This window comes from Rhizobium sp. CSW-27 (assembly GCF_018760785.1).
In the GTDB taxonomy this organism is placed as follows: Bacteria; Pseudomonadota; Alphaproteobacteria; order Rhizobiales; family Rhizobiaceae; genus Neorhizobium.
On sequence record NZ_JAHHZO010000003.1, the window covers coordinates 215,189 to 239,096 of the forward strand.

A 23,908-nucleotide genomic window follows, 5' to 3' on the forward strand; every position below is an offset into this window, starting at 1 on the left:
ATTTAATGGTCAATCGAATTTCTTGACTTCAAAATATGCTGTCGCTATCGATTTACCAATTGGTAAAATCCAGGGGAACACAACAATGACCACCAAACTGCTTCTCTCCCGCCGTGGTGTGCTGGCCTCGGGCCTTGCACTCGGCGCCAGCGCCTTCGTGCCCTCCGTTCGTGCGGCCGCGCCCATCAAGGTGGCCGGCATCCATGGCTCGCCGGTGGAAAATGCCTGGAACTCGGTCCTGCACAAGGCGTTGCAGGATGCTGCCAAGGAGGGCGTGATCGAATACGTGTTCTCGGAAGGCGTTTCCGGCACGGATTACCCTCGTGCGATGCGCGAATATGCCGAGCAGGGCGCCAAGCTGATCATCGGTGAAACCTTCCCGGTCGAGAAGCAGGCCCGCGAAGTGGCTGCCGATTATCCCGAGACGGCATTCGTCATGGGCTCGAGCGGCAAGCAGGCCGGCGACAATTTCGGCGTGTTCGGCACCTGGAATTTCGACGGCGCCTATCTCGCCGGCATGCTGGCGGGCAAGATGACCAAGTCCAACGTCGTCGGCTCGGTCGGCGCCATGCCGATCCCGGAAGTCAACATGCTGATCAACGCATTCGGCGCCGGCGTAAAGGCCGTCAACCCGAACGCCAAGCATCTCGTCACCTTCATCGGCACCTTCTTCGACCCGCCGAAGGCTCGCGAGGCTGGCCTCGCGCAGATCGACGCCGGCGCCGACATCCTGTTCGGCGAGCGCATCGGCACGGCGGACGCCGCCAAGGAACGCAAGATCAAGTCCATCGGCTCGCTGATCGATTACACGCCGCGTTATCCCGATACCGTGTTTGCCAATGCTCTGTGGAATTTCCGCCCGATCCTGAACGCGGCGCTTGCCGATGTCGCCGCCGGCAAGCCGACCGGCCGCGATTACACGGCCTATGGTCTGATGAAGGAAGGCGGCAGCGATATCGTCTACGTCAAGGGCGTGGCTCCCGCCGATGCGGAAGCGGCGATGGAAGCCAAACGCGCCGAGATCAAGGCCGGCAAGTTCGAGGTGCCGAAGATCATGGACGAGCCGAAGTAAGCCTCAACCATGCAGGCGGATGCAACAGCGCTGGCAGAGGCGATCACGCTTGGTCGCCTCACCAGCCGTCAGGCCATGACGGCCTCGATTTCGGCGGCAGAGGCGATGGCGGATCTTGGCGCCCTTGCCTATGAGGATCGCGACAAGGGGCTTGCCGCGGCAGAGCGTATCGATGGGCTCACGCCTGCCGAACGTGGGACCATGCCCTTTGTTGGCGTGCCGACGCTCGCGAAAGATCTGGGCGGACCCTTTGCCGGCTTTCCGGTGACGGCCGGTTCCCGGTTGATGGCACGGCGCGGCGGGCTCGTTGATTCCGACCTGGCGGAACGTTTTCGCGCCGCCGGCTTCTGCCTGTTCGGGCTCACCACCAGTCCCGAATTCGGCCTGTCGCTGGCGAGCGAACCCGTGATCGGTCCCGTCGCGCGCAATCCTCTCGCGCCGGAACTGTCTGCGGGCGGTTCTTCTGGCGGCGCAGCGGCGGCCGTGGCGGCCGGCATCGTCTCCATCGCCCATGCGACCGATGCCGGCGGTTCGATCCGCGTTCCCGCCGCGTGCTGCGGACTTGTGGGCCTCAAACCGAGCCGGGGCCTCATGCCGGCCGGACCGCAATTCGGCAACCATCTGGGCGGCATTGCCACCGAGCTCGCCGTCTGCCGCTCCGTGCGCGATACTGCAGCCATATTGGCCGCCGTTTCCGGTGACGCGCGCGGCCCTTATCCGCCCGTTGCACTGCAAGCCGTACCGCAAGGTGGCCTGCGAATCGGCGTGCTGACCGAGACAGGCGAGGACCTGCCGACGACCTCCGAGCGATGCGGCGTGATTGAAGAGGCGGCGCGCCATCTTGAGTCCCTCGGGCATACGCTCGTCCCTGTTCCCTTCTCCGCGATCGGGGCGATTGCCGAAACCAGTCGCCGCGCCTTCGTGGATATCGTCTGCATTAACCTCGCCGACACCTTCACGCGCTTCAATCTGGATGCCGCAAAGACGGAAGTGCTGACCCAGGCCGTCATCGAGCGTGGTCTGTCGATCTCGGCCCGCAGCCTGTGGCAGATCCTGAACTCCATGGTTCTCGTCAGTCGTGACCTCTGGCGTCTGTTCGACGGCATCGATTGCCTGCTAAGCCCGATGCTGTCTTCGGCACCCCTGCCGGTCGGCTCGTTCCCCAGTGGTCACCGGGATACGGATCTGCATTTTCACCGCATGGCCGCCTTTGCGCCGCTCGCCGCTCTTGCAAACGCCTCGGGTTTTCCGGCGCTGACGCTGCCCTTCGGCGCGGATCCGCAAGGTCTGCCGCTGCCGGTGCAGTTGATGGCGCCGATGGGCGCGGAGCCCCTGCTGTTGCAGCTTGCCGCCACCCTCGAGCAGGATGGGCGCTGGCAGCATCGTTTCCCGATTGCAGGATGGCCCCAATGAGCACACCGGTTCTTGAGATCGAGGGCGTCAGCAAGCGGTTCGGCACGACTCTCGCCAACGACGATATTTCGCTGTCCCTGGCAAAGGGCGAGATCGTCGCGCTACTGGGGGAAAACGGTGCCGGCAAGACGACGCTGATGAGCATCCTCTTCGGCCATTACATGCCGGATAGCGGTCGGGTGCTGGTCAATGGAGTGGAACTGCCGCCCGGCAAGCCGCGCGCCGCCATCCGCGCCGGCATCGGCATGGTGCACCAGCATTTTGCGCTCGCGCCCAATCTGACGGTGCTGGAAAATGTGACGACTGGCACCGAAAGCCTCTGGTCGCTCAGCCTCAGGCGGGCAGACGCGCGGGCCAAGCTTTTGTCGATCTCCGAACGCTTCGGCCTGAAGGTCGATCCAGATGCACGGCTCGGCGATCTATCGGTCGGCGAGCAGCAACGCGTGGAAATCCTGAAGGCGCTCTACAACGATGCGCGCATCCTCGTTCTCGACGAGCCGACGGCGGTGCTGACCCAGATCGAGGCCGAGCATCTGTTCGCCACGCTGAAGGACATGGCGCGCCAGGGGCTTTCGCTGATCTTCATCTCGCACAAGCTGGACGAGGTGATGTCGACGGCCGATCGCGTCCTGGTGCTGCGCGGCGGGCGGCATGTCGCCGAGCGCAAGGCGTCTGAGACCAGCAAGGCGGAGCTCGCCGAACTGATGGTCGGCCGCACCGTGGAGCGCCCGGTGCGGGAAGCGTCGACGCCGGGCGAGATCGTGCTGGAAGCCGCTGGGCTGACAGTGCGCACCGGTGGCGTCGATCGCCTCAAGGCGGTCGATTTTCGACTGCGCGCCGGCGAAATTCTCGGCATCATCGGCGTGTCCGGCAATGGCCAGGCGGTGCTGGCGCAACTCCTGTCAGGAACAGCCCAGAAAACGAGCGGCGACATTCTGCTGTTCGGTGAACCGGTGGACACACTCTCCGTCGCCGATGTGGTGTCTGCCGGCATTGGCCGCATTCCCGAAGATCGCAACAGGGAAGGGGCCATCGGCGAGATGGCAATCTGGGAAAATGCCGTGCTGGAGCGCCTGTCCCGCTTCTCGCGCCATGGTCTGGTCGACCGAAGGGCGGGCATGGCGTTTTCCCAGCGTATCATCGATGCGTTCGACGTGCGTGGCGGAACGCCCGGCAGCCGCATCCGGCTGCTCTCCGGCGGCAACATGCAGAAGCTGATCCTCGGCCGCAACCTGATCGAGCGGCCGCGCATCCTGGTTGCCGCGCAACCGGCCCGCGGGCTCGACGAGGGGGCGGTCGCATCGGTGCATGAACGCATTCTGGAGGCCCGCCGGCAGGGCACGGCCGTGCTTCTGATTTCCGAGGATCTGGACGAGGTGATGGCGCTGGCCGATCGCATCCAGGCGATCGTCGGCGGCCGGCTTTCGCCGCCGATCCCAGCAGACGAGGCGTCTGCCCGACGGCTGGGCCTGATGATGGCCGGTGAATGGCCGGACGGCGAGGCCGCGACCCGGCAGGAAGAGGTGAACCATGCGGTTTGAGCGGCGCGAACACAGGCCGGTCGCCCTGGTGCTGACCACGCCCCTGATTGCGGTGGCGGCGGCACTTGCCATCGCCGGCATCCTGATCGCGATTGCCGGCGCGCCGGTGCTGGAAGCCTACTGGCGTATCCTCAAGGGAGCCTATGGCTCCCGCCTTTCGGCAACCGAAACGCTGACGCGTGCCACGCCGCTGATCCTGACCGGCCTCGCCGCGGCCGTCGCCTTCCGCGCCCGGCTCTGGAACATCGGCGGGGAGGGACAACTCTATCTTGGGGCGATCACGGTTGCCTGGGCAAGTTCGCATCTCATCGGCTCCTGGCCGTCCGCCCTGCAGATCCCCGCGCTTCTGATCCTCGGCGCGATTGCTGGCATGGTGCTGCTTCTGTTGCCGCTCTGGCTCAGGCTGCGTTTTTCCGTCGACGAGGTGGTGACGACGCTGCTCCTGAATTTTGTGGCCGTGCTCTTCGTTTCGATGCTGATCGATACGGTGCTGAAGGATCCGACCGCCTTCGGCTGGCCGCAGTCGCAGTCGGTTGCCAATGCCGCCATGCTGCCGAAGCTGCTCGCCCGTTCACGGCTCAACCTCGGCCTCGTCATCGCCGTCGTGCTGGCGCTACTGCTGGCCTTTGTGCAGGCCCGCACGGTGTTCGGCATGCGCGCCCGTGCCGCTGGTCTGAACCCGGCAGGTGCCGTCTTCGCCGGCGTGCCGTTGGGGCGCACGCTCGTCATCGTCGCCTGCATTTCCGGCGGGCTGGCAGGTCTTGCCGGTGCCGTCGAGGTGATGGGCGTCAAGGGTTATGTCACCACCGATCTGTCGCCCGGTTATGGTTATTCGGGCATCGTCGTTGCCATGCTCGCCAATCTCAATCCGCTCGGCGTGGTGCTGACAGGCCTCTTCACTGCCACCATGTTCGTCGGGGCCGACGGCATGAGCCGCGCCATGGGTATTCCGAGCTACATCGCCGACGTGATCGTGGCCTTGTCATTGCTCACCATGCTGGTCGCCGTCTTCTTCACCCAATACAGGATCCGCCGATGAGTGCGATTGTCGATATCATCGCGTCCGCCGGGCTGTGGGCTGCGGTTCTGCGCATCGCCACACCGCTGATCCTCGGCACGCTGGGCGCGCTGTTGTGCGAGCGCTCGGGCGTGCTTAACCTCGGGATCGAGGGCATCATGACCTTCGGCGCCATGATCGGATGGCTCGCGGTCTATCATGGCGCCGATCTGTGGACCGGTTTTGCCATCGCCGCGCTGGCGGGTGCCCTGTTCGGGCTGCTGCATGCGGGGCTGACTGTGACGCTCGGCCTGTCGCAGCATGTCTCCGGGCTGGGGGTGACGCTGTTTGCCTCGAGCTTCAGTTACTATGTCTTCCGCCTTGCCGTGCCGGTCGCCGGCACGCCGCCGACGATCACGCCATTCCAGCCGCTTGCCATTCCGGGCCTCAGCGATCTGCCCTTCGTCGGCCAGGCCTTCTTCACCCAGACGCCGCCGACCTATGTCGCGATCCTGCTGGCGCTTTTCCTCGCCTACCTCGTCTTTCGCACGCCGCTGGGTCTCGCGATCCGCATGACCGGGGAAAACCCGCATGCGGCGGAAGCGCAGGGCATCAACCCCATGGTGGTGCGCTATGGTGCGGTGATGGCCGGCAGTGCCCTGATGGGCATGGCCGGCGCCTTCCTGACGCTGTCCGCCTTCAACAGTTTCTTCCCGACCATGGTTCAGGGACGCGGCTGGATCTGCATCGCGCTGGTCGTGTTTGCCTCCTGGCGACCGGAGCGCGCGCTGCTTGGCGCGCTGCTGTTTGCCTTCTTCGACGGTTTCCAGCTGCGCCTGCAGACGGTGCTGGGTGGCGCCGTGCCCTACCAGCTGTTCCTGATGATCCCTTACATCCTGTCGATCGCCGCGCTCGCCGTCATGGCGCGACGTGCCCGCGTTCCGCAGGCTCTCATGCAACCCTATCGGCGCGGGGAGCGCTGACCGGAGGAACCATCCATGTTCGATCTCATCATCCGCAACGCCAACCTGCCGGACGGCCGTGAAAGCTTCGACATCGGCCTTGCCGGCGGCAGGATCAGGGCCATCGAAAAGCATATCGAGGCGACGGCCGGCGAGGAGATCGATGCGACCGGCCGGCTGGTCAGCCCGCCCTTCTGCGATCCGCATTTCCACATGGATGCCACGCTTTCGCTCGGCATGCCGCGCATGAATGTGTCCGGGACGCTTCTGGAAGGCATCGCGCTCTGGGGTGAGTTGCGCCCGCTCCTGACGAAGGAGGCGCTTGTCGAACGGGCTTTGCGTTATTGCGATCTCGCCGTCAGCCAGGGCCTTCTTTTCATCCGCAGCCATGTCGATACCTCCGACCCGCGGCTGGTGACTGCGGAGGCGCTGATCGAGGTGCGCGAGCGCGTGGCACCCTACATCACGCTACAGCTCGTCGCCTTTCCGCAGGACGGCTATTATCGTGCCGCTGACGGTGAAAAGTCGCTGGAACGAGCGCTCGACATGGGCCTCGACATCGTCGGCGGTATTCCGCATTTCGAACGAACCATGGATGATGGCCGCCGCTCGCTCGAAGCGCTCTGCCGGATTGCCGCCGAGCGCGGTCTGCCGGTCGATATCCATTGCGACGAGACCGACGACCCGATGTCGCGGCATATCGAGACGCTGGCGGCCGAAACGGTACGCTACGGCTTGCAGGGCCGCGTGGCTGGCTCGCATCTCACCTCCATGCATTCCATGGACAATTATTACGTCTCCAAGCTCATCCCGCTGATGGCGGAAGCCGAGATCAACGTCATCCCCAATCCGCTGATCAACATCATGCTGCAGGGGCGCCACGACACCTATCCGAAACGCCGTGGCATGACCCGCGTGCGTGAACTGATGGCGGCGGGCCTCAACGTGTCCTTCGGCCAGGATTGCACGATGGATCCCTGGTATTCGATGGGGTCCGCCGACATGCTGGAAGTCGGCCACATGGCGATCCACGTGGCGCAGATGGGCGGCATTGAGGACAAGAAGCAGATTTTTGACGCGCTGACTGTCAATTCCGCCAAGACCATGGGCCTTGAGGGCTATGGCCTGGAGGTGGGCTGCAACGCCGATCTCGTCATCTTGCAGGCTGCGGACGTGATCGAGGCGCTGCGGCTGAAGCCGACACGGCTTGTGGTGGTCAAGGGCGGCAAGGTGATCGCTCGCAGCGCTCCGCGCATCGGCGAACTTTTCCTCGACGGTCGCCCGCGAAGCATCGATGCAGGTCGCGATTACGTGCCCGGCAAGAGCTAGAAATCCGCTCCGGCGTGCGAGGGCAAGTCGCCTTCGCCTGATGAAGGCGGCGAAGGCCGGGCAAGTCCAGCCGGCCGGAAACCGGCAGAGCGCGACCGGTATTGTCGCGGACCGCGCCCTCTCCGGCGCCGTGGGATCCACACCACAGACATTGCCGGGGCAGGTGAGCAATGCCTCTCAACAGGAGTGACGGGCACTGCGCGGCGCTTCGTTGCTGTGCCCTTCCGGGCGGATAACTGCAACGACACCTTTCCCGGAAACGCTTTAGCGAAGAAAGTTCATCGCGGTGGAACGCCACATGTCGACGGCACCGGGAATGATCTGGTCATTGAAATCGAAGCGCGGTGAATGCAGGCCGGGATTGTCGCCCGTGGCGCGGGCAGCGCCCAGCCAGAAATAGCAGCCCGGCTTCTCGTCCAACATGAAGGCGAAATCCTCCGCCGCCATCGAGGGTGCTGCGTCGATCACCTGCAACTCCATGGCCGCGGCTTGCGAACGCACCATGGCTGCAACGGCTGCATTGTTGATCGTGGCGGGATAGCGGCGCTGGTAGTCGGTTTCGGCGCGGCATCCGAAGCCTTCGGCCACCGACCGGGCCACCTGTTCCAGCCGCGCCTGCAGGATGTCGCCGACAGCGGCATTGAACCAGCGCGTCGTTCCGCGGATCACCACGCGTTCGGGGATCACGTTCCAAGCATCGCCGCCGTGGATCTGCGTCACGGAGACCACCGAAGCCTGCAGGGGCGAGATATTTCGGCTCGCAATGGTGTTCAGCGCGCTCACGATCTGGGAGGCGGCCAGAACGGGATCGGCTCCTTCATGCGGCATGGCGCCATGCGCCCCACGGCCAACAACTTGAACCTCGAAGGTTCCGAAGGCCGCCATCATTTCGTCGTCGCGGGCAACCAGCGTGCCGACGGGCAGCGCCGGCCAGTTGTGCATGCCCAGCACCGCATCCATCGGAAAATCGCGAAACAGTCCGTCCTCGACCATTGCGCGGGCGCCGCCTTCATTTTCCTCGGCCGGCTGGAAGATGAAATGGAGGGTACCGTCGAAGGTTTCGCCGGCCAGTTCCCTTGCCGCGGCAAGTGCCACCGTCACATGTCCATCATGGCCGCAGGCATGCATCACGCCGGCGCTCTTCGAGGCATATGGGGCGCCCGTCTCTTCGAGGATCGGCAGCGCATCCATGTCGGCGCGAATGCCGAGCGCCTTGCGCGAACTGCCCTTCGTCAGCGAGCCGACCAGACCGGTGCGACCATATCCGGTGCGAACGGCATAGCCCCATTCGGAAAGCCTTTCCGCGACGAAACGCGCGGTTTCGATTTCCTGAAAGCCGAGTTCGGGGTGGGCGTGCAGATGGTGCCGCCAGCGAATGGCTTCCTGAAGCTTGTCCGATGAAAATGCGCTCATTTCGAATCCTTGGGCATTGGCAGTCTCCGCCATCCTTGCAATTTACGTAGCGGGTTTGAAGAGTGAACCGCCGCAACGCCTTGTTGTTTTTCGCGCAACGCCGCTCAGCGTGTCGGCAATGGCCGGTCCTGCCTCGCGTTCAAAAGGTCGCCTGCCGCCTCCTGCAACACCTCGAGGAAGGCGGCGATAGCGGGATTGCGCCCCTCACTGGCCCGAACCGCCGCCATGATGCGCCGGCGTATCGGCGGCTTGAGCCGCCTGATGCAGACATCCCGCTCCACGTGGCGCAGGCGCAGGCCTGGCATGACGGAAATGGAGCAGCCGGCTCTGATCAGGGACAGCCCCACCTCGAAATCGTTGCAATACCCGTTCACCTGCGGCTCGAAGCCCGCTTGTCTGCAGCGATCTCGGATCACGTCGCTATAGACATGCGAAGCCACGTCGAGTGCCCATTTCTCGCCGCGCAGATCCTGCAGGGTCACGGCCTCGACCGCAGAAAGCGGGTGCGATGAGGGCAGAATGGCAAAAAGCTCATCCTCATAGAGAAAAAGCCGGTCAACCCTTTCGTCGGACAAACCGGAGATCGCCGTCAGATCATCGATAAGCGCGATGTCGGTCTGCCAGGCACGCAAGGCCGCCAGCCCTTCCGAAGGTTCCATCGCGCTCAGAATGACATCGAGTTGCGGATGGCGCTCGCGCGAGAGGCGAAGGGCGCAAGGTATGATCGTTGCGGCAACGGAAGGGAAGGCGGCAACCCGGATTTCGCCGGAGATGGCCTGCTTCATCTCGGCAAGGTCGGTTCTCGCCGCCTCCACAAGCCCGAAGATCTTCTCGGCATGGCCGATCAGCCGCAGCCCGGCCGGGGTAAACGTCACGCCCCGCCCACGGCGCTCGATCAGCTTGACATCGAGTTCCGCTTCCAGCAGCGCCACCTGCTGCGACACCGCGGAAGCGGAAATCAGCAGTGCCTCCGCCACCGCTGCCATTGTCTGCCGACGGTGAAGCTCCCGCAGCGTTCGAAGTCTCTGTAAATCCACCGGCGCCGCCTTTCATCCATTTTTCCTAACGGGTGACCTTAGATTTATTAACTGGACCTGGCGAGTGGCGCTGTGAACACTGCGGCCACGACAGCCATCCGGAGAAAAGGAGCATTCCCCGTGGCCGGATCAGACAGAGACATCGAGACATTTTCCGAACGCCTTGTCGCAGAGGTAGAGGACCTCTATCGGCGCCAGCCGGACATTCCCGCCCTGCTTGGCCTCTCGCCGCAGGCGACTGCGGAGCCCGTTCACCTGCTGGCCGATGTTCTGGCCAGCGCGACAGGCGGACAGTGTAATCCATCGCGGGTGCGACGCCTTGCCATTGATGCCTTCAACGCCGACGCCGAGGGCCTTCATGCCGCTCTCTCAGATATCGAGACGACGGCGCGCAAGAATGTCGAACCCGGCGGAGCATCGGCGACGCTGCTTTATTCTCGCGGCGTTCATGCACTTCTCGGTCATCGCGTGGCGCATTTCCACTGGAGGGCAGGATCGATGGATCTGGCGCTGGCCCTGAAGGCGCTGTTCGGACGGGCCTTTTCCACGGATATCCATCCCGCTGCACGCTTCGGCCGCGGAATCTGGCTCGACCATGGCCTGGGATTCGTTGTCGGCGAAACTGCCATCATTGGCGATGACGTCAGCATCTGGCACGGGGTCACGCTTGGCAGCACGCTGAAGGACAGTGGCGGCCGGCGCCATCCACGCCTCGGTTCGGGCGTGACTGTCGGCGCAGATGCAATCCTCCTCGGCGGGATCGACATCGGTGCCGGAAGCGTCATCGCCGCTGGCGCCGTGGTGCTCGGCGATGTGCAACCGGAGACGACGGTGGCCGGCGTGCCGGCAAAAGGCAAGCCGCGAACGCAATCGTCGTTCAGGGGCTTCTGACCGAAAACCGTGGGAGACATCACCATGACCGCATTTCTTGGCATCGACCATCCGCTGATCGCCGTGCGCGATCTCGATGCCGCTGTCGCCCGCTATCGCGCACTGGGCTTCACCTTTGCACCGCAAAGCCGCCACCCCTGGGGAACCAGCACCTGCATCGCGATCATGGATCGCTCGCTGATCGAACTTGTCAGCATCTACGACGAAACTCTGCTGGACAGCTACGCGGCCGGTGATTTCCGTTTCGGGCGCTTCGTCCATACTCATCTTCTCGAGCGGGAAGGCGTCGCGCTGACGGCGCTCAACAGTGATGCGGCGGAAGCGGATGCGGCAGAGGTCGTCCGGCGCGGGATCGACTGCCAGGGCACGATCGAATTCGGGCGGGATGTCAAACGCCCGGATGGAACACCGGACCGCACCGCAACGACGCTGAAGATCCTGGCCTCGCCGGACATGCCGCGCCTTTCCAACTTCATCTGCCAGCAGCATCGACCGGACCTCATCTATGTGCCGCAGTGGAGCGCGCATCGAAACGGCGCCATGGCCTACTCGCAACTGACCATCATGGCGGATGAACGCGACCAGGCCGCCGTGCGTCAGCGACTGGCAGGGCTGTATGGCGAGGCGAGCCTGTTTGCGCTGGAGGATGGCTTTGGCGCACGGACTGGAAGGGGTGCCTATGTGGTAACGGATCGGCCGGGGATCGAGCGCCGCTATGGCGCGCCGTCGCTGGATCTTTGCCGTCCAAGCGGCCCGTGTTGCGTCGCAGCCCATATCCAGGTTCCGGACCTGGAACGGGTCGCCGCAATCCTGGCGGAGAGTGCGGTACCTGCCATTGCGGCCAAGGACGGCATCCGGCTGACCGACGCGGCAGCCTACGGAAACCTCTTCCTTGCCTTTTCAGAAACCGGCCAGCCGGTGTAACGATGGAGGTGTTGCAGCAGGCGGAACATCTGCCCGCGATAAGCGATGCCAATTGCGGGTGAAAGATGGAAATACTCGACGCCAAGGCCCTTCGGATCTTCATGGCGGTGGTCCGCTACGGTTCGATCCGCAGCGCCGCTGAGCATCTGTCGATTGCGCCCTCCATCGTCAGCCGGCAGGTGGCCGATATCGAGCGGAATCTCGGTCTTTCCCTGTTCGACCGCAGCAGTCGCGGCGTCGCCCTGACGGATGCCGGCGCTCTCGTCCTCGAGCATGGCAAGCGCGTTCTGGAAGATGGCAGTCTGCTCGAGGAGCAGCTGGCGCAATTGAAGGGCGTCCAGCAGGGGCGCGTGCGCATCTGCTGCGGCGAGGGATTTCTGGCCGATCTGATCGAACATGGGCTGACGGCCTTTGTCGATGTCTATCCTTCCATTCGCTACGCCGTGCATCTCGGTGGCACGGAAGGCGTGCTGCAGGCGGTCATCGACGGCGACGCCGATATCGGCATCGCCTACAACCCGGTCATAGAACCGAAAGTCCGGTCGCTCGCAATTGCAAGGCAGCCGCTTTGCGCCATCGTCCATCCGTCGAGCCCGTTGGCGGGGCTGGACAGGATTGCGCTTGCCCAATGCATGTCTCTGCCCTGCGCCCTGCTTGGCAAGGGGCATGGGGTGACGGATCTGGTTGGCCGGGTCGCGGCCAATCACGGGCTTGCCATGGCGCCGCTGGTTGAAACCGCCTCGCTCGACGCGCTGCGCCGCTTCGTGGTGGCCGGCCTCGGCGTGACATATCTTCCGCGCTTTGCCGTGGCGACGGAACTGGCCCGCGGCACCGTCGAGGCGGTCGAGCTCTCCGATCCCCTGCTGAACGAGGCCTGCGCCCATCTGATGGTCAAGGCACGGCGCCGTCTGCCCAATTCCGTCGAGCGGCTGGCCAGCCATCTGGCAGCGGCGATGTCGGCCTTCCAAAGCACCTGACGGCAGTGTTGCCGAGGTTGCAACACATTGTTGTCGATGCCGCCGCTACCGCCAACCGCTCGCTGATGTAGCCTGATCCAATCAGGTCGCGCCATGAAATCGCATAGAATGGAAGGAACGCAGATGCCGGAAGAACAGACAACCGTCGGGGTGATCGGGCTCGGCAGCATGGGGCTCGGAATGGCCCAGACGCTTGCCGCCAGAGGATTTCGAACCCTCGGCTTCGACCTGTCTGCGGAACGCCGCACGCTTGCCGAGGGCGCAGGAATCGCGCCGCAACCGACGATCGGCGAGCTGATCGCCACAAGCGACTTTCTCGTCTTTTCGCTGCCCACCGCGCAGGACGTGCTGAGCGTCGTTGAAGGCCATCTCGAGCTTTTCAGGGCAAAGTCCGGCCGGCGCGTCATCATCATCGATACCTCGACATCGGAACCGGATGTCAGCCGCGATCTGGCGGGAAGACTGGCATTGCTTGGACACGGCTTCCTCGACGCGCCTGTCAGCGGCGGCCCGGCGGGCGCTGCCTCCGGCAAGCTGACGATGATGATCGGCGGAACGGAGGAAGATCTCGCCCTTGCGCGCCCCGTCATCGAGGCGATGGCTGCCAAGGCCCTGCATGTCGGTCCGAGCGGGGCGGGCAATGTGGCAAAGCTCGTCAACAACCTGCTGGCAGCAGCACACATGATCACCACCGGCGAAGGGCTGAAGCTGGCGCTTGCCGCCGGCATCGATCCGGAGGCGGCCCTGCGTGTGGTAAACGCCGCATCGGGCAGGTCGATGATCAGCGAGGTGCATTTCCCCACCTGGGTCATGTCCGACCGGTTCGATAGCGGTTTCTCCATGGGGCTGATGCGCAAGGACGTGCGGCTGGCCAAGAAGCTGGCGGACAGCACGGGGACGCATCTTCCGCTGTCTGAACAGGTGGCAAGCCTGTGGGCCAGTTCGAGCGACCTCGCCGACAGTGACGATTTCACGCGCATGGGCGCGTTCAAGCAGACGAACTGACAAGGGCGAAACGGACATATGGACAAGTTGGAAACCGGCATGGAGCCGGGTGCGCGCATCCGGCAGCTTCTGAAGGACATCCTCGGCACGCAGACCATCGGCAGCCTCGTCGGTGGGGAACTGGTGGCGGGCAGCGGCGAGAGCCTCTCCCTGACGGACCCGGCCACCGGCACGGTGTTTGCAACCTTTGCGGATGCCGACCAGAGCGTCGTCGATGCCGCGATGCTCGCTGCCGAACGCGGCCAGAGGGAATGGATGAGGCTGACGGCCTCTGCCAGGGGCCGGGTGATGAACGAGATCGGCCGAAAGATCCGCGAGCATGCAGCCATGATCGCCGAAATCGAAAGCCGGTCGGCAGGCCGACCGATCCGCGACATTCGCGGCGAGGTGATCAAGGTCGCCGAAATGTTCGAATACTACGCCGGCTGGTGCGACAAGCTGCATGGCGAGGTGATTCCGGTGCCGACGAGCCACCTGAACTACACACGACATGAGCCGGTTGGTGTCGTTGTTCAGATCACCCCGTGGAATGCACCCCTGTTTACCGGCGGCTGGCAGATCGCGCCCGCCATCTGCGCCGGCAATGGCGTGGTCATCAAGCCATCCGAACTGACACCGCTCAGCACCCTCATTCTCGGGCTTCTGTGCGAAAAGGGCGGCGCGCCGAAAGGGCTCGTCAACGTTCTGGCCGGCGCCGGTCCGACGACCGGCCAGGCCGCGGTCTCGCATGCCAAGACCGGTCTTGTCGTGTTCGTCGGATCTGCGGCAGCCGGCGCGATGATTGCAGCCAGCGCCGCCCGCAATGTCGTTCCCTGCATTCTGGAACTCGGCGGAAAATCCGCCAACATCGTCTTCGGTGATGCCGATATCACGCGCGCCATTGCCGGCGCGCAGGCCGCCATCTTCGGCGGCGCCGGCCAGAGCTGCGTCGCCGGCTCGCGCCTCCTGGTCCACCGCTCCATCCATCGCCAGTTCGTTGAACAGTATGCGGAGGCGGCGAGCCGCATTCCCGTCGGCGATCCGTCGCTCGACACCACCCATATGGGTCCCATCAACAATCTGCGGCAATGGACGAAGATCGGCGACATGGTCCGGCAGGGCATCGGCGAGGGCGCCCGTCTGGCAGCGGGCGGAGGGAGGCCGGAAAGCCTCGATCATACCGGGGGGTACTACTTCGCCCCGACCATTCTGGACGAGGTCCGGCCTGAGATGAGCATTTCCCGCGAGGAGGTGTTCGGACCGGTGGTCGGCGTCACCCCCTTCGATACGGAGGAGGAGGCGATCGCCTTGGCAAACGACAATCCTTACGGACTTGCCGGTGCCGTCTGGACGCAGGATGTCGGTCGCGCGCATCGCGTCGCGGCACAGGTCCGGGCCGGAACCTTCTGGATCAACGGCTACAAGACGATCAGCGTCATGTCGCCGTTCGGCGGCTTCGGCCGCAGTGGCTATGGCCGTTCCAGCGGCCGGGATGCCTTGATGGCCTACACGCAGGCCAAGAGCGTCTGGGTGGAAACCGCCGCCCAGCCTGCCGTAACGTTCGGCTACGTTGCCGGCTGATCGCTGAGGACCTGCCGCAAGGCAACAGACAGACATGCCATGCCGCCGCCTGCCTGACCGTAGGCGGCGGCATTCCTGTCTCCGCTCGCCCGAAGCGGAATCCTGTGACACACCGAAAATCCTTGTTGCACAAAATGCAACACACTGTACCGGTCACGCCTTCTACACAATCGGGCTGTCGTGACGTTGACTGGGCAGATTCCAGCACCCCTGGCCACCTGCCACGGCCAGGACAGCACAAAAAGAGGGGAATGCAAATGTCGAGCCATACGTCGAGGTCCCAGGCGACAGCAGGTCCGCAGAGCCCGGTCGTCCACTTCATTCTCATCAGTCTGGCGATGATTTTCGCCGTTCTGGTGGCAGAATCCATCGGCAACATCACGGTGCCGCTCGGGATTACCAATGTCGTCCTGTTTCCGATCGTCTGGGCACTTCTCATCGGGGCGGTGATCAGCATCATCCACCGCAACATGCCCGGCCAGCGCGCCTCCTCCGTGCAGGCGCAGTTTACCGCCTCGGCCCTCATCCAGGTGGCAATTGCCTTCTTCGTGGTAAAGCTCGGCTTCATCATCGGCGAATCTCTGCCCAAGATCGCGGCTGCAGGCTGGGCACTCGCCTTTCAGGAGCTTGGCCATTTCGTCGGCACCATGGTGTTTGCCCTGCCGCTGGCGCTGCTGCTCGGCATCAAGCGCGAGGCGGTGGGTGCAACCTTCTCCATCGGGCGAGAATTCTCCGTCGCCATCATCTCCGAACGTTATGGCATGAACTCGGCGGAAGGGCGGGGCGTGCTTGCCGAATATGTCATCGGCACCGTCCTCGGCGCCCTTTTCATCGCCTTCCTGGCGGGAACCATGGCGGGCCTCGGCATCTTCCATCCCTGGTCCCTCGCCATGGGCGCGGGCGTCGGCTCCGGCAGCATGATGTCAGCAGCCGTTGCGGCCATCACGGCGCAGCATCCGGAGGATGCCAAGGAAATCGCGGCCTTCGCGGCTGCGGCAAACCTGCTGACCACGACGGTCGGCACCTATTTCACGCTGTTCCTGTCGCTGCCGCTCGCCAACTGGCTCTATTACCGGCTCGAACCGATCCTGGCGCCCAAGCGTTCCCTTTACGGCAACACTCAAGGGACGACGACGGAGATGAACGAGGCATTGTCCTCGGTCGCCAAGGCTGAAGACACGCCGATCTGGCTGATGATCCTCACACTGGTCGTTTCGGGCGGTGTTGCCCTGATCGGCAACTGGATCGCAACCGGCACCTCACCGGCCATCGCGCTGCCGGCCATGCTCATCATGGGCGCCATCGCCGTCGGCGGCTATCTGGTCCACCACGTGCTTGCATTCCTGAAGATTCCGCTGGTCTGCTGGGTATCGCTGCTCGCCGTCTTTGCGACAGCGCCGTTCTCGCCGCTTGCGGTCTATGTCAGCCCACTGGCCGCCAAGATGGCCCTGCTGCCGCTGGTGACGCCGGTTCTTGCCTTCGCGGGCCTGTCGCTGGCAAAGGATCTGCCGATCCTGAAGCAACTGGGCTGGCGCATCATCGTCGTTTCGCTGGTGGCGAATGCGGGAACATTCATCTTCGGCACCATTATCGCCGAATTCTTCCATTGATGGCATGGGCGAGGGGCCTGCATGTCAGACGCGCTGCAACCCGGCAGCTTCGATGACCGTCCGACCACGGGCTTCCGCTGACGGCACGACCAGACAGATGCAGACTCACCCCGAGGCCATCAGTCAAGGTCGCGTTCCCTCCACATGTTTGCGGCTCTCAAACCCTCAGTGCCGCCAGCGCAATGCCCCGGACGCTTGCGCTGGCCGCAAATCTGACTGCAACACAGGATCAACGGCCAGACGTTTGCCCGATAATGGTCAGATTTCACCCGCCCTGGGCGAGGCGGGGGCGAGATCAAGCAGCAGTTGAGCCGGCACAGGTCGGCGTTCCAGGCCTGTCATCATGGCGCCACAGGCATCGCACCGCTCCGGGAAGTGTGACATTCCAACTTTGCAGCAACAGGACATTCAACCTTGAACCCACCGTACCACTCGCAAGTCGCACTTCATCCTTGAACCCACCCCGCTACACAGGCATCCAAATGCAGCATAACCCAGCTTATGGAACACCGCCCTTAGCGCGGCGGCCCCGCATGCCGCATGGTCGTCAACTCCGAACCACGCCCTTCTTCAGGACGATATTGCCGTAAAGACGTGTCTCGCCGGTCTGGACGATTGCGAAGCAGTCGCGGGCGCGGGCGTAAAAGGCGTGGCGCTCCAGCGTGCCGCAGGCACCGCGTTCGCCAACCAGTGCCCGCAGTTCGGCGACGGCCGGCGGAACTTCGTCAGGGTTGCCGACCACTTCCATCGTCAGCACCGGAACATCGACGAAATCGTCGAGCGGCAAAACGGAGAGGACGGCCCGTGTCGCATCCGTCACACTGATGCCGTCGAGGCGCACCAGCCGGCGGGCATTGGTCGTGCCCGGAAAATTGGCGTCCACGATGGCGATCTCGTCGCCGTGCCCCATGGCGCGCAGCACATGCAAGAGGTCCGGGGACAGAAGCGGATCGATATTGATGAGCATGACAGATAATCCTCCCTGATGGCCATTCGGCCAAAGCGCGCGCACCCTACAGCATCGCGGCGAAAACCGGAACGGGCCGCCGATAAAAGACGACGCGCTTCTTCAAGAGGTTATGCCGGCTTTGCAGGGCTGCCGCGGCCTCGGAGCCGCCCACCGAAGGACATGGCGGCCATGCGGTGCGGGATGCCTCAAGCCGTTCCGAGCGAACGGATCTTGCCGATGAGGTCGAGAGCCAGGCGCAGCGAGGCGCCTGACGCCAGCGCCATCGAGGGTAGCAGCAGCCATTCCAGCGTCCAGGCGGCACCGGAACGCTCCTGCTCGTGCACCAGCGCGTGATGCAGCCCGGAGACCTGCACGGCGTTGAAACGCGCCAGCGCAACAAGCGCTTCGGCAGCCACCGGGTTCTGCTTGTGGGCCATAGCGGAGGAACCGCCGCCGCCCGACAGGCCGATCTCGCCGCCCATCTGCGCCAGAAGCGCCACATCCTGGCCGAACTTGCCGAGACTGCCGCAAATGCGCGAGAAGAGGCCGGCAATCTCCACCAGCCTGTCACGCTGGCTGTGCCACTGGGCGACATCGGCAAGACCAAGTTCGGCGGCGAGCAGCCCCCTCACCTCCGCCGCCTTGTCCTGCAGCCTGTCCAGCGTTCCGGCCGCGCCACCGAACTGCAGCGGCAGGCCCGCATTGGCGAGCGACCGCACCTGCGCCGCATGATGTTCCAGCGGCTCGACCCAGGCACGGATACGATCCGATACCGTAATCGGGATTGCCGCCTGCATGCGGGTATGCCCCATCAGCCTGCGGCCGCCATGGGCGTCGTCCAGTGCCCGAAAGCCTGCGACCAACGCGTCGAGCCTTGCCATGTGCAGGGAGAGAGCGGAGGAGAGCCGCAGCATCAGGCTCGTGTCGATCACGTCCTGGCTGGTGGCGCCCACATGCACATGGGCGGCATCCTCGCCGCCCACGGCATTGCGCAATTGTCTGACCAGTTCCGCCACGACCACCCCGTCGCGGGAAACCCCTTCGCGCAAGCCGTCCATGTCCGGCCAGAAGCGGGCGATATGGTCCGCGATGCGCCGGCCCGCATCCAGCGGAATGAGACCCGCCTGCCCTTCAGCCAGCGCCAGCGCGCGTTCGAAGGCCAGCATGGCCTTGATGTCGGCCGCGGCGCTGAAGAAGGCACCGGTTTCCTCGTCACCGAGCAGACCGGACAGGAAGGGATGATCGAATGCGGAAATGGCCAAGACTGCCTCAGATATCGAAGAAGACGGTTTCGTTTTCGCCCTGAAGATAGATGTCGAAGGTTACCGTATCGCCTTCGCGCTTGCCGATCAGGGTCGGCACGCGCACGCGGTGTTCGATGCGATTCAGCACCGGATCTTCCGCATTGGCGGCTTCCTCGTCGGAGAAATACATGCGCGTCTGCAGACCAATATTGATGCCGCGCGCCACGATCCACAGCGTCACATGCGGCGCCATCAGCCGGCCCGCATGCGGCACGCGGCCCGGCTTGATCGTTTCGAACACGAATTCGCCGGTCGCCATGTCGGCCGGGCAGCGGCCCCAGCCGAAGAAGTTCGGATCGGCCTTGCCGCGCGTTTCCGACGGGCTGTTGTAGAAGCCGTCGGCATCCGCCTGCCAGATCTCGATCAGCGCATCCCGGAGCGGGGTTCCTGAACCGTCGATCACCCGGCCGCGGATGGTGATGCGCTCGCCGCGCGTCTTGTCATTGTAGAGAGGTCCGGAGCCGAGATCGGTCTCGTAGACGCCGTGAATGCCGGTGAAGTTCGGCGTGCAGCCGATATGGACATAGGGACCGGCCGTCTGCGACGGCGATTCCTTGAGATAGTTGAGCGGCTGAACCATGGTCAGTTGCCCTCCTTGCGGTTCTCGAAGAAGGTGGAGCGACGGCCGCGCAGAACGATGTCGAACTTGTAGGCGCGCAGGTCCATCGGAATGGTGTTGCTCATGTCGAGCGGCGCGACGAGTCGCTTGATCGCCTCTTCATCCGGGATCGTCTTGACGATGGGACAAATCCAGATCAGCGGGTCGCCCTCGAAATACATCTGGGTGATCAGGCGCTGGGCAAAGCCGTGGCCGAAGATCGAGAAGTGGATATGCGCCGGGCGCCAGTCATTGACACCGTTGGGCCAGGGATAGGGACCGGGCTTGATGGTGCGGAACCAGTAATAGCCGTTCTCGTCCGTTATGCAGCGGCCGAAGCCGCCGAAATTCGGATCGAGCGGCGCAAGATAGGTTTCCTTCTTGTGGCGATAACGTCCGCCGGCATTGGCCTGCCAGAACTCGACGAGCGCGCCATCGACGCCAACGCCGCGCTCATCCAGAACACGGCCGTGCACGAGAATGCGCTGGCCGATCGCCATCTCGCCCGGCTTGGCGTAATTGACGATCAGGTCGTTGTCGAACTCGTTGATCATGTTGTGGCCGAAAACCGGGCCGGTGATTTCGCTCTTGGTTCCTTCCAGCGAGATCAGCGCGCGCTGGGGCGAGCGCAGCACCGACGTCTTGTAACCGGGCGTATAGGCTGGCGGATGCATGGCCCGGTCGCGGGCAAAGAAACCGCCTGTTTCAGGCAAGGCATTCTTCATTTCGTGTCCTCCTCAGTGTCCTGAGATGCTTCCATCTCGGCATAGACTGATTTTGCGATCTTGAACGCATGGTTGGCTGCCGGAACGCCGGCATAGATGGCGACGTGAAGAAGCGCTTCGCAGATGTCTTCTTTCGTCGCGCCCGTATTCGCCGTGGCACGAATATGCATCGCCACCTCCTCGTCCTGGCCGAGGGCGGCAAGAAGCGCGATGGTCACGATCGACCGCTCGCGTTTCGAAAAATGGGGGCGGGACCATACGGTGCCCCAGGCCCCTTCGGTGATCATCTCCTGGAACGGGCGATCGAAGGGCGTCTCGTTGGCGACCGCGCGGTTCACATGGGCATCGCCCAGCACCGAGCGGCGGGTCGTCATGCCCTGACGGTAGCGTTCCGAGGCAACGGACTGGTCGGCCATGTTAGTCTCCAGGCAGGTCTGCAATAAAGGTGCGAAGATGCGTCAGGAATTGGGCGGGCGTCTCCACGCAGGGGATATGCGCCGCCCCTTCGATCACTGCGAAACGGGCACCCGGCACGAGGTCGGCAAGCGACCTGACGAGATCCGGCGGTGTCGAACCGTCCTGATCGCCCACCAGGCACAGCGCCGGAACGGCGAGGCTTCCGGCAACATCGGTGAAATCCGCATCGCGGATAGCCGCACAGGTGCCGGCATAGCCAAGCATCGGCTGGCGCACCAGCATGGTGCAATAGCCCTGGTAATCGGCATTGTCGGCGGACCGATAGGCAGGGGTGAACCAGCGCGACATGATTGGCTCGAGAACACTCTCGATGCCGCCCTCCATCACCGCATCGATCCGGGCCTTCCAGAATTCGGGCGTGCCGATCTTGTGGGCGGTATCGGCAAACAGGATGGCGCGGACGAGGTCCGGCCGGCTGCGGTAGAGGTCGAGCGCAACCAGGCCGCCGACGGAAAGTCCGCAGACGATCACATTGGTCAGTCCGTAATGATCGAGAAGACCTGCGAGATCCTGCGAAAAATCCTGGATGCGGTAAGGCGGCGTGCCGAGATCGGAAAGCCCGTGGCCGCGCTTGTCGAAGGTGAGAATGGTGAAGTCATCGCTGAGCGCCGCCACCGCGGCATCCCAGATGCGCCGGTCTGTACCGAGCGAATTGATGAAGCAAAGCGCCGGCTTGCCGCTGCCATGACCATGAACGTCATGGCTCAGCACCACCTGGCCGATCCGTAGAAATCGCATGATGTTATCCTCCGCCACGTTTATTGCATCTTCAAAATGGTTAGGTAAAATGACATTTAAGCGCTGTATTATTAACTGAAGAGTTATGAGTTGATTGGATCCCGCGTCAAATACCGCCACCTGCACACCTTCGTGGAGGTGGCACGCCAGAAGAGCGTGGTGAAGGCGGCAGACGTTCTGCACATCAGCCAGCCGGCCGTGACGAAGACCATCCGTGAGCTGGAGGAGGCGCTTGGCGTCGCCCTTTTCGAGCGCGACGGGCGCGGCATCCGCCTGACGCGACCGGGAGAGGTCTTTCTGCGCCATGCCGGCGCATCCCTGACCGCCTTGCGGCAGGGCATCGATTCGGTGTCGCAGGAACTTCTCGACAATGTGCCGCCGGTCCGGGTCGGTGCACTTCCCACGGTCTCCACCCGCATCATGCCGCGGGCAATGTCGCTGTTTCTCGATGAGCAGACGCGCAGCCGCATCAAGATCGTCACCGGCGAGAATGCGGTCCTGCTGGAACAGTTGCGGCTTGGCGAACTCGATCTCGTGGTCGGGCGACTGGCCGCGCCGGAGAAGATGACCGGCTTTTCCTTCGAGCATCTTTATTCGGAGCAGGTGCTGTTCATCGTGCGCGCCGGCCATCCCCTCCTGTCGGGCGGATCGGTCTACGACGGGCTTGGGCGCTATCCGGTGCTGATGCCGACGCGCGGCTCGATCATCCGGCCGGTGGTGGAGCAGTTCCTGATCGCCAACGGCGTCGCCAGCCTGCCGACGCAGGTGGAAACCGTATCGGATGCCTTCGGCCGCGCCTTCGTGCGCATGAGCGATGCAATCTGGATCATTTCCAGCGGGGTCGTCGCCGGCGACATCGTCGACGGCATGCTTGCCGCGCTGCCAATCGATACCAGCGAAACGAAGGGGCCGGTTGGCCTGACGCTGCGCACGGACGTCCCCCCTTCCCTGCCGCTTTCGATCCTGATGCAGACCATAAGGCAGGCGGCAGCCGAGGTCATCTCCGTCGGCTGACCGGTCAGCGGCGGCGGCGGCGCCCGATCTGCTCCAGCACAAACAGCGCGAGGCCGAGCAGACCGAGACCGACGCCGACGCTGGCAGTTCCCGTCCAGCCGCCCCAGTGATAGGTCATCGTGCCGAGCGTCGAGCCGAGCGCGCCGCCGATGAAGGCGGACGTCATGTAGATTGCGTTGAGACGGCCGCGCTTTTCGGGCGCAATGGCGAAGATGATGCGCTGGCTGACGATCTGGTTCGCCTGGACCGCAGCATCGATCAACACGGCGGACACCGCCAGCAGCACCAGTGCGCCGGCCATCACCGCATAGCCGCTGACCGCGAAGAAGACGGCAAGCCCCACCATGGCGATGGCCGAGAGCAGCAGGCCGAGGCCGCGATCGGCAAGGCGGCCGACAATCGGGGCGGCAAGCGCGCCGCCGGCTCCGGCAAGCGCAAACAGGCCGATCTGATGCTGGCTGAGGCCGAAACGCTCCGACAGTGCGAAGGGAATGGCGGTCCAGAACAGGTTGAAGGCACAGAAAATGATCGCCTGATAGGCGGAGCGCCAGCGCAGCACCGGCGTTTCGCGCAGCAGCGTGCCCATGGAGGCGATCACCTGATGGTAGCGCATGCGGCTTTCCGGCGCCTGCTTCGGCATCATCCGGAAAAGAGAAAGGCCGATCACAGCCATCAACGCGGCGGAGAAGAAGAAGATCGCCCGCCAGCCGAAGCTGCCTGCCACGAACAGGGATACGGGCCGCGCCAGCATGATGCCGGTCAGCACTGCCGCCATGACATTGCCGACGACGCGGCCGCGCCTTTCCACCGGCACCCGATGCGCGATGAAGGGGATCAGCACCTGCGCGCCGGTGGAACAGACGCCGATCAGGAAGGAGAACAGGAAGAAGAGGACGACGGAGGTGGAAAGCCCCATGCCGATCAGTCCGATCAGGGTCATGGCCAGCGTCACCAGCACCAGGCGGCGGTTTTCCACCAGATCCGCCAGAGAGACGAGGAAGAACAGGCCGATGCCATAGCCGATCTGGGTGGTGGAAGTCAGCGCCCCTGCGAGATCCGGATCGATGCCGAGTTCGGCGGCAATTTCGTTTACCAGCGGCTGCGCGTAATAGATGTTGGCGACCAGCGAGCCCGACGCCAGTCCGATCGTGGCGATAAGGGCGGTGGAGGGTCCGTCGGTGGGACCGGCAGCCCCTGCGCGATGCGGATCGGTCATGATGTCTCCTGAGCGGATACGAAGGGCGAGCGGCGAGCGGTTGCCGGCGGGAAGGCGCCACCTGCTATGCCCCGCGATGCCGTGCCTGTCGACGCATTTTCGATGGTGCGACAGCGCCAACATGCCGCCGTCCGGTTGCCGGACATGCTATCGGGG

General features: G+C 64.0%; 22 protein-coding genes. 13 read left to right on the plus strand and 9 right to left on the minus strand.

Translation table 11 applies throughout. The annotated features are described in order from the left end of the window. The first annotated feature begins 85 nt into the window (after nucleotides 1-85). The 6 genes from KLP42_RS07675 to KLP42_RS07700 are packed head-to-tail and all read left to right on the plus strand — an operon-like array spanning nucleotide 86 to nucleotide 7,314. Nucleotides 86-1,072 carry a BMP family protein gene (locus KLP42_RS07675; protein WP_215565625.1) on the plus strand — a complete coding sequence of 329 codons (987 nt, stop codon included), beginning with the start codon at nucleotides 86-88 and terminating at the stop codon, nucleotides 1,070-1,072. Between the two features lie 9 nt (nucleotides 1,073-1,081). Beyond that, nucleotides 1,082-2,485 (plus strand): amidase, encoded by a 1,404-nt coding sequence (locus KLP42_RS07680; RefSeq protein ID WP_215565626.1) that lies wholly within the window; start codon nucleotides 1,082-1,084, stop codon nucleotides 2,483-2,485. Then, nucleotides 2,482-4,026, plus strand: a complete 1,545-nt coding sequence (locus KLP42_RS07685; protein ID WP_215565627.1) for an ABC transporter ATP-binding protein — start codon at nucleotides 2,482-2,484, stop codon at nucleotides 4,024-4,026. The genes KLP42_RS07680 and KLP42_RS07685 overlap by 4 nt, the downstream gene beginning before the upstream one ends. Beyond that, the gene (locus KLP42_RS07690; protein WP_215565628.1) at nucleotides 4,016-5,065 is read left to right on the plus strand and encodes an ABC transporter permease; all 1,050 of its coding nucleotides are present in this window, start codon (nucleotides 4,016-4,018) and stop codon (nucleotides 5,063-5,065) included. The genes KLP42_RS07685 and KLP42_RS07690 overlap by 11 nt, the downstream gene beginning before the upstream one ends. Next, nucleotides 5,062-6,006, plus strand: coding sequence for an ABC transporter permease (locus tag KLP42_RS07695; RefSeq protein ID WP_215565629.1), 945 nt, complete (start codon nucleotides 5,062-5,064; stop codon nucleotides 6,004-6,006). Before KLP42_RS07690 ends, KLP42_RS07695 begins: the two co-directional genes overlap by 4 nt. A 15-nt stretch (nucleotides 6,007-6,021) precedes the next feature. Then, a complete protein-coding gene (locus KLP42_RS07700) occupies nucleotides 6,022-7,314 on the plus strand; it encodes an amidohydrolase family protein (protein WP_215565630.1) in 1,293 nt (430 codons plus the stop codon). 264 nt (nucleotides 7,315-7,578) lie between these two features. Here KLP42_RS07700 and KLP42_RS07705 read toward each other — a convergent pair whose 3' ends face one another. Beyond that, complete coding sequence (locus tag KLP42_RS07705; RefSeq protein WP_215565631.1) at nucleotides 7,579-8,727, minus strand: M20 aminoacylase family protein; 1,149 nt, start codon at nucleotides 8,725-8,727, stop codon at nucleotides 7,579-7,581. A gap of 104 nt (nucleotides 8,728-8,831) precedes the next feature. Continuing rightward, nucleotides 8,832-9,764, minus strand: a complete 933-nt coding sequence (locus KLP42_RS07710; protein WP_215565632.1) for a LysR family transcriptional regulator — start codon at nucleotides 9,762-9,764, stop codon at nucleotides 8,832-8,834. A 120-nt stretch (nucleotides 9,765-9,884) separates the two neighbouring features. Here KLP42_RS07710 and KLP42_RS27250 point away from each other — a divergent pair, with 120 nt between their 5' ends. The 6 genes from KLP42_RS27250 to KLP42_RS07740 all read left to right on the plus strand — a co-directional run bounded on the left by KLP42_RS27250 (nucleotide 9,885) and on the right by KLP42_RS07740 (nucleotide 16,731). After that, on the plus strand, nucleotides 9,885-10,655 hold the full coding sequence (locus KLP42_RS27250; protein WP_215565633.1) for a serine O-acetyltransferase: 771 nt from the start codon (nucleotides 9,885-9,887) through the stop codon (nucleotides 10,653-10,655). A gap of 24 nt (nucleotides 10,656-10,679) precedes the next feature. Then, nucleotides 10,680-11,579 carry a VOC family protein gene (locus tag KLP42_RS07720; protein WP_215565634.1) on the plus strand — a complete coding sequence of 300 codons (900 nt, stop codon included), beginning with the start codon at nucleotides 10,680-10,682 and terminating at the stop codon, nucleotides 11,577-11,579. A 65-nt stretch (nucleotides 11,580-11,644) separates the two neighbouring features. After that, nucleotides 11,645-12,556 (plus strand): LysR family transcriptional regulator, encoded by a 912-nt coding sequence (locus KLP42_RS07725; protein ID WP_215565635.1) that lies wholly within the window; start codon nucleotides 11,645-11,647, stop codon nucleotides 12,554-12,556. Between the two features lie 93 nt (nucleotides 12,557-12,649). Then, nucleotides 12,650-13,561, plus strand: coding sequence for an NAD(P)-dependent oxidoreductase (locus KLP42_RS07730; RefSeq protein ID WP_252192837.1), 912 nt, complete (start codon nucleotides 12,650-12,652; stop codon nucleotides 13,559-13,561). 39 nt (nucleotides 13,562-13,600) lie between these two features. Further along, nucleotides 13,601-15,121 carry an aldehyde dehydrogenase family protein gene (locus tag KLP42_RS07735; RefSeq protein ID WP_252192871.1) on the plus strand — a complete coding sequence of 507 codons (1,521 nt, stop codon included), beginning with the start codon at nucleotides 13,601-13,603 and terminating at the stop codon, nucleotides 15,119-15,121. A 257-nt stretch (nucleotides 15,122-15,378) separates the two neighbouring features. Next, complete coding sequence (locus KLP42_RS07740; protein WP_215565637.1) at nucleotides 15,379-16,731, plus strand: DUF3100 domain-containing protein; 1,353 nt, start codon at nucleotides 15,379-15,381, stop codon at nucleotides 16,729-16,731. A gap of 547 nt (nucleotides 16,732-17,278) precedes the next feature. Here KLP42_RS07740 and KLP42_RS07745 read toward each other — a convergent pair. The 6 genes from KLP42_RS07745 to pcaD all read right to left on the minus strand — a co-directional run bounded on the left by KLP42_RS07745 (nucleotide 17,279) and on the right by pcaD (nucleotide 21,522). Beyond that, the gene (locus KLP42_RS07745; RefSeq protein ID WP_215565638.1) at nucleotides 17,279-17,698 is read right to left on the minus strand and encodes an RbsD/FucU family protein; all 420 of its coding nucleotides are present in this window, start codon (nucleotides 17,696-17,698) and stop codon (nucleotides 17,279-17,281) included. A gap of 188 nt (nucleotides 17,699-17,886) precedes the next feature. Further along, on the minus strand, nucleotides 17,887-18,942 hold the full coding sequence (locus tag KLP42_RS07750; protein ID WP_215565639.1) for a 3-carboxy-cis,cis-muconate cycloisomerase: 1,056 nt from the start codon (nucleotides 18,940-18,942) through the stop codon (nucleotides 17,887-17,889). Nucleotides 18,943-18,949: 7 nt separating this feature from the next. Then, the gene (gene pcaG / locus KLP42_RS07755; RefSeq protein WP_215565640.1) at nucleotides 18,950-19,564 is read right to left on the minus strand and encodes a protocatechuate 3,4-dioxygenase subunit alpha; all 615 of its coding nucleotides are present in this window, start codon (nucleotides 19,562-19,564) and stop codon (nucleotides 18,950-18,952) included. Between the two features lie 2 nt (nucleotides 19,565-19,566). Then, nucleotides 19,567-20,307 carry a protocatechuate 3,4-dioxygenase subunit beta gene (pcaH, locus tag KLP42_RS07760; RefSeq protein ID WP_215565641.1) on the minus strand — a complete coding sequence of 247 codons (741 nt, stop codon included), beginning with the start codon at nucleotides 20,305-20,307 and terminating at the stop codon, nucleotides 19,567-19,569. Then, nucleotides 20,304-20,723, minus strand: coding sequence for a 4-carboxymuconolactone decarboxylase (pcaC, locus tag KLP42_RS07765; RefSeq protein WP_215565642.1), 420 nt, complete (start codon nucleotides 20,721-20,723; stop codon nucleotides 20,304-20,306). The genes pcaH and pcaC overlap by 4 nt, the downstream gene beginning before the upstream one ends. A gap of 1 nt (nucleotide 20,724) precedes the next feature. After that, the gene (gene pcaD / locus KLP42_RS07770) at nucleotides 20,725-21,522 is read right to left on the minus strand and encodes a 3-oxoadipate enol-lactonase (RefSeq protein ID WP_215565643.1); all 798 of its coding nucleotides are present in this window, start codon (nucleotides 21,520-21,522) and stop codon (nucleotides 20,725-20,727) included. 90 nt (nucleotides 21,523-21,612) lie between these two features. On the opposite strand from pcaD, the gene pcaQ reads away from it, so the two are divergent. Further along, nucleotides 21,613-22,536 carry a pca operon transcription factor PcaQ gene (gene pcaQ, locus KLP42_RS07775; RefSeq protein WP_215565644.1) on the plus strand — a complete coding sequence of 308 codons (924 nt, stop codon included), beginning with the start codon at nucleotides 21,613-21,615 and terminating at the stop codon, nucleotides 22,534-22,536. Between the two features lie 4 nt (nucleotides 22,537-22,540). On the opposite strand, the gene KLP42_RS07780 is transcribed toward pcaQ, so the two are convergent. Beyond that, the gene (locus tag KLP42_RS07780; RefSeq protein ID WP_215565645.1) at nucleotides 22,541-23,752 is read right to left on the minus strand and encodes an MFS transporter; all 1,212 of its coding nucleotides are present in this window, start codon (nucleotides 23,750-23,752) and stop codon (nucleotides 22,541-22,543) included. Between the last annotated feature and the right edge of the window lie 156 nt (nucleotides 23,753-23,908).